Raw genomic sequence first — 5,486 nt, 5'->3', positions numbered from 1 at the left:
TAGAAATTGGGATCGCGGGCACTCACGTGGCACACTGTGGAAGTCTCGGGTCTTGGCAGACATGAGACTCTCCCTTGGGCGTCGTTTGTGCAAGATGCCTGAGGGAGCTCCTCTCCGCTACATCGCGCAAGTTGCTCAAAACGCCCCGAATTCCCATCGACTTACGTGCTCACGCTCATGCAGTCTGGAGGAAAAAACAAAACCGGTCGCATCGGACACGGACAGTCATTTCAAGACAACTTTCTTTATGTCAGAATTCGTGTCCACTTTAGCGTTCAAGATTTCGGTCACAGAGGGGCTTTCACCCAGGCGCATGTTTATCGCGCTGTTTGCTGTCCTGGCAACTTCAGCAAGGATGGCGAGAGACTGTGAGTCATTGTATCTGGGGCGCTTTTGCAAAACATCCTCGATCTTGTCGACAACCGCTGTGGCGCACTCTGGAGCAGTGGCGAATCGGTCGGCCAGCTGCGCTCTATTGCTATAGCACTGTACATCTTCTCTCATTGTGCCATCGCCGAGGGTCTTTTCACCAGACGACGCGGCCAAACAGACCATCAAGCTTGCCTGTCGTTTATTGCTCAGAAAATCCATTTTAAATAAATCTGCGAGGTCGCCGCTGCCAAAGGTGTGTTGAAAGCTCGGATTCAACAAACTATCCAGGAAGCGCCCTAATGAATCGTACTCATCTTGACTACATGTGTCCGTCAAGTCGGCGAGTCGGCGCAGTGCGGCCCGGCCAAGTTGAACAAATTTTTCATCTCTTTTATCGAGACTTTTTAAGAGATCAATTAGAGGCGCAACATATGAAATACAATTTACGCCTTTCTCCAAATAACTAGAGTTGATTTCGTCAATATTATTTTTAATAAAATCCAAGAGCTCTCGAGGGCGTTCAATTTGCTGCGTCGTGAGATGATCCATTTCTTCATGCATGCTTGCACCAATGGTGTGGCGAAAAGTCACGCCCTTTGTCGCCTCGGCAAGACAGTCCAGGTTATCACCTATTTTTGACAGAACCTTCGGATAAAATCCGCTATAGGCAGCGGCAACGCCATTCTGACATTGAAAGCGCATAAGATCTGAGATTCCAAGCGAAGAAGTTGAAAATAGATCCCATGCTCCGTATAAAGTTGCTGCGCCCCCACCAAAAAGCATCCACTTTTTATAATCGCCCAAGCTAGAACTCGCAAATTTCGCCGACTTTGCGGCAAACTTGAAGCTGTTGCCGGCGACATATCCGGCATTACCGAGGAAATTAAGAGGGCCGTTCGAAGACTTGTAGGGGCGATTTAGAGATTCAATCTTTTTGTTCAATTCTTCATGAACTCGCCCATCGTCAAGTTCGAAGTTGAGATCGGTGCGCAGGGGGCTGTATGGAATCTTCATCGCAAAGCTTAAATCAGTGTAGGTTACTCGCCGCAACGACGTTATTACTCTGAGAGTTTTGTTAATTCTGCCACAGACAATTGCCTCTGGCCGAATTACCGGAAGTCGCGCTGCAGCCATTTAGCATCTCGGAGGACCGATGTTCTATGGAGCAAGGTGGCTTTGGTTGAATTCTGGCTATCTAGGGAGGCAGATGACCGCTGAAGGCAGCAACATGCGCATGAGCAAACCGAGCGGGGCATCTGGAAAGTGTGCCATCGATCCAGGCAAGGGTGCGCAACAGGAAATCAATGGACACAAATAAAAATTGCATTTTCGCCAACTTTCGCGCCCTCATCTCGATTCCCGAAACGGGCAAATATGTTTCTATCGCACACGGCTTGAAAAGTACTTCCGGGACATCAAAACTGAGCCTCGGAACAAACTCTACGTTGCCTATTCAAGAGCGAGGGGCAAATCTGACGTTCATCCCCGAATCTCTACTCAAGTCCCACAAGCGATCGTAACTTTGTAGCGTGGGGCTACGAAATCGCGACCCGAGACAGCACCGGTACGGGATTGAGTGAGGCGCGGCTGCTGTGGTCGGCCTTGCGGTCATAGACGCCGTGTCCCCAAGCTTGTCGCGGCCGCAATGCGGACAACGATCGGGGCGATAAGACCAAGGTGTTTGCGGACGGCGCGAAGATGTTGTTCGAGAGTGAGAAAGGCGTGGACGATTCGATCCATAGGCTGGCTGTTGTTGATCCGTGCGTGACTTGGTCGCCATCTCACGATATCACGGCAGTACCGGCCTTCTTTACGCCCTTTGTGTCCCGCGCCGTTCGCTGTGAAGTTCAAAAAATTCGCTCTCGATGTTCGCGAGACAAATACCTCCTGCTCAACCCCGATTTGCGCGAGCCGTCGCAGCAGGTAACCGTAGTTCTAGATGGGGCGCGTCCATAAGGGGTGGTTCCGGCGCTTGCGCATGCGGCATGTGGTGCCCGGTCTCGTGCCGGCACGGATAGAAGTTAGTCCGGTCAAGTCCGGACTTCAGACACCCCGACCTCAACTACTGTTCTCGCTTGATATGGAGAGTCGCAAAAAATCTGATTGTGCAGGTTATCCACCGCCGGCCAGCGTCGTAATCGTAACAGGCGACCCCGCCGGCCAGCCGTGGATACCTGTCGCGCTCTCGAATGGGAGATAACTGAACGGAAAAACGGATAGCGAAAGGGGCTTGACTTCCATTGCCCCATAGAAGCTTACTGCGCCTCGACCTGGTCATTCTGGATGAACTTGGATTACCCTTCCCGCGCAACACACCTTCGTACGAAGGAGGACAACCACTCCGGAAACCCATACACTTATCCACAACCGGTCCTGCTTTAGACCGGTCTCCACCCCGGCTCAAAATTCAATCGGTGGCTCAAAATTCCGTCGGCGCGGACAAAGACACCGGATGAAGCATACTTCGCCACGCTGCGAGCGATAAAATCGACAGCTTGATTGCCTCAGCGATTCGACTGAAAACTCGCAGATCATGCACAGGACTGTGCCTGCACGGATCGTCCAGACTTACCAAACGCCTCTTCAATGCCAATCACGCCCTGCATCGTTCACCCGCAGAAAATCCGCAGTAAACAATCTTCACTCGTCGCTTACAGTCTGCCGTGACTTTTAATCATTAACGCTCATTCGCGCAATTGCCCTGCTTGGAAAAGAGGTCGGTAAGATCTTTGAGGTTCCGGATCAAATTATCCATTCTTGTTGTGAGTTTAACTATTTCTCAAAAAATCTCATGAATGTAACTAAATTTAACTCTGACTTTAACTTCAGCGTTTCCCCCAATATTTATAAAGATGCATTCTTGTCAACTTCCGGCAAGGAAGGCAAAAAGCCTTATCGAAATGGCCCGCTGGGTGACATTACATCTTTTAGGAACACGCAGGATAAAGCAAGAATCAAGCTCCTGTCCGCGGCCATGTATAAGGCCCCGGTATGCAGCCACCTTGAATTGGACATCACCAATGTTCCCGAGTCCGAGCGGACGGATGTTTTCACGCACGTACTGAGGCAGGCCAGCAAACTGCCGCCCGTCGATCGCCAGAATTCGCTGAAGCGTATGGTAGTCGATATCGGTCGTCTTCCCGAAGCCAATCGGATTTCTGCTTTCCACAATATACTGGAGCAGACCCGCGAGCTGCCGCTCGACGCTCGCTCGGATCTGCTGCGTAGCCTTTCATTAGAGTTGCTTTGTCTCCCCGAAAACGACACGAGCACAACTTCCCTTTTCAACCTTATGCTCGAGCAGGCCCGCGAGCTGCCGCTCGACGCGCGTGCGGATGTGCTGGCTAGCCTTGCAACTTTTATCCGCCACCTCCCTGAATCCGAGCAGGGGAGCGCCTTCGACAGCATGTTGACGCAGACCCATGAGCTGCCGCCCGAGGCACGTTTAATTCCGTCGGCCCGCCTTGCATACGTTATTCGCCGTCTGCCCGAAGTCGGGCGGACGGCCGCTTTTAAGAGGGTGCTGGAGCAGACCCGCGAGCTGCCGTGCATGGGGGATGAGGAGCCGCTGTCTCCCCTTGCTGCTTCGATCCACCGGCTTCCTGAAGCGGATCGGACGGGCGCTTTCTACAGTGTGTTGGCGCAGATCGTCAAGCTACCGCGTCATGCCGTTCCATTTGTTATGAATTCACTTAAAACTGCCATCACCAGTCTTCCCGAAGCCCACCGCGCGGCCGCTACGGACTCTATGGTCGACAGTCTTCCCGGAGCCGACCGAGCGACCACTACTAGACTCAAAAAGCTCGGAGCGCTGAGTAGCAATTTGCTGCGATATACGTTTTCATTTCTTTGGGATAAGGAAACACCGTTACAGGAAATTAAAAATAAAAAAATCTCGACGGCCTTTAACCAATCTCGACTGTCTGTTGAAAAAGACGACCTACTTTACCTACTTCAACATTTTCCCAAACAAGCGCAAAGAGTTCTTGCGCTGTTTGGATCTGCGGAAATTCACCTTGTGAATGAGCTTGCCAGCGCGGCCCCCTACAAGTTTGGAGAGCTTACAACCAACCATAAATACTATGAACTAATGTCGGCGCAAGCCGTCGCGGACGTTGTCAAGGCTGCGCGAGTTCAGACTGCCGTCAAGATTCTTGAAACCCTTGAACAAAAAAAACTCGCAGATGTTATGGAATTGGTGCCCCCAGAACGTTTCCATGCTCTATTTTATCTGAACGAGCGTTTTGCGGCGAATATTTTAGGTTCGGTAAAAATTTCAGATCGCGAGAAATTTCTCAAGTTATTTAGCAGCGGAAGCAGAAAATTAATTGAGCGTTTTATAGGCGTTGGTGGGCACGATCAAGGTTGAAGCGCAACAGCGATTTAATGTTTAGAGCCATGGGTTTGAGTTGCGGAAGCGAGTGGCGGCAAAGACCTCGAGCGGCGAATGGAAGGCGTGAGTGGCGCGAGGCTGTTTACGCCGACTGAAAATAGAGCCACTTGTAGGAATTAGGAATCGCGCCGACTGAAAAGTGAGCCGGACAATCAACCTGTCCTGCTAGTTTTTCAGGCAGGGGGTTTGAGAGCGGTCATCGCATGAATCTTCGCCGTGAGCCATGCATGCGTCACCGTAGTCGAGGCTCGCCTTGCCCTGGGGAATGGCTTCCCACCCGACCGCCGCCGCCGTATTGTGTCGGGCTTCTGCGCCCGCCGCCTGACCGGCAGAGCCGTGGTCTCGACAAAGGCGTCGTCGCCACGCTCGCCTGCGTGCCGGAGGAGTTCAATGTTCTGATCAACCCATCGCACAAAGACTGCGCGCGCGTGAAGGCAACGAAGATTCGCCGCTGGATCGTAGCGATGCCGCATATTGGACAACGGCATCGATTTTTCTAGAGGCTTGGTCGCGGAACCGTGCCGTGCGCTGTTGCCGGAAGACATCGTCAATCTGATCCTTGAGCGCTCACCCTCGATCGGAAAATCGGAATCTGAAGATCCTTGAAACAGGGGCGACCGTCCGGTCCGAGACCTTCGCGGCCGCTTGAGTTCGACAGTTAAACGCGCAACTATTTGATTTTATTGATGTCGATTTTAAAAAATGCCACTACAACAGCGCG

Annotated in this window: 2 protein-coding genes; one reads left to right on the top strand and one right to left on the bottom strand. The window is 51.9% G+C overall.

Annotated features, from left to right (window positions below; all coding sequences use genetic code 11):
* Positions 1-225: 225 nt before the first annotated feature.
* Positions 226-1,506: a hypothetical protein gene (locus AWB78_RS46115; protein ID WP_198399479.1), complete on the bottom strand. Its 1,281-nt coding sequence runs from the start codon at positions 1,504-1,506 to the stop codon at positions 226-228.
* Positions 1,507-3,163: 1,657 nt separating this feature from the next.
* Between AWB78_RS46115 and AWB78_RS41280 the strand changes: the two genes are divergently transcribed.
* Positions 3,164-4,741: a hypothetical protein gene (locus AWB78_RS41280; protein ID WP_157697856.1), complete on the top strand. Its 1,578-nt coding sequence runs from the start codon at positions 3,164-3,166 to the stop codon at positions 4,739-4,741.
* Positions 4,742-5,486 lie beyond the last annotated feature (745 nt).

Origin of the sequence: Caballeronia calidae, assembly GCF_900044055.2 — a bacterium.
Lineage (GTDB): Bacteria > Pseudomonadota > Gammaproteobacteria > Burkholderiales > Burkholderiaceae > Caballeronia > Caballeronia calidae.
This window is presented reverse-complemented; position numbering and strand designations above follow the sequence as displayed.

Bases quoted from the DNA above. Each gene is read 5' to 3' on its own strand.
- AWB78_RS41280 (WP_157697856.1), top strand. From the start codon at position 3,164: ATGAATGTAACTAAATTTAACTCTGACTTTAACTTCAGCGTTTCCCCC.
- AWB78_RS46115 (WP_198399479.1), bottom strand. From the start codon at position 1,506: ATGGCTGCAGCGCGACTTCCGGTAATTCGGCCAGAGGCAATTGTCTGT.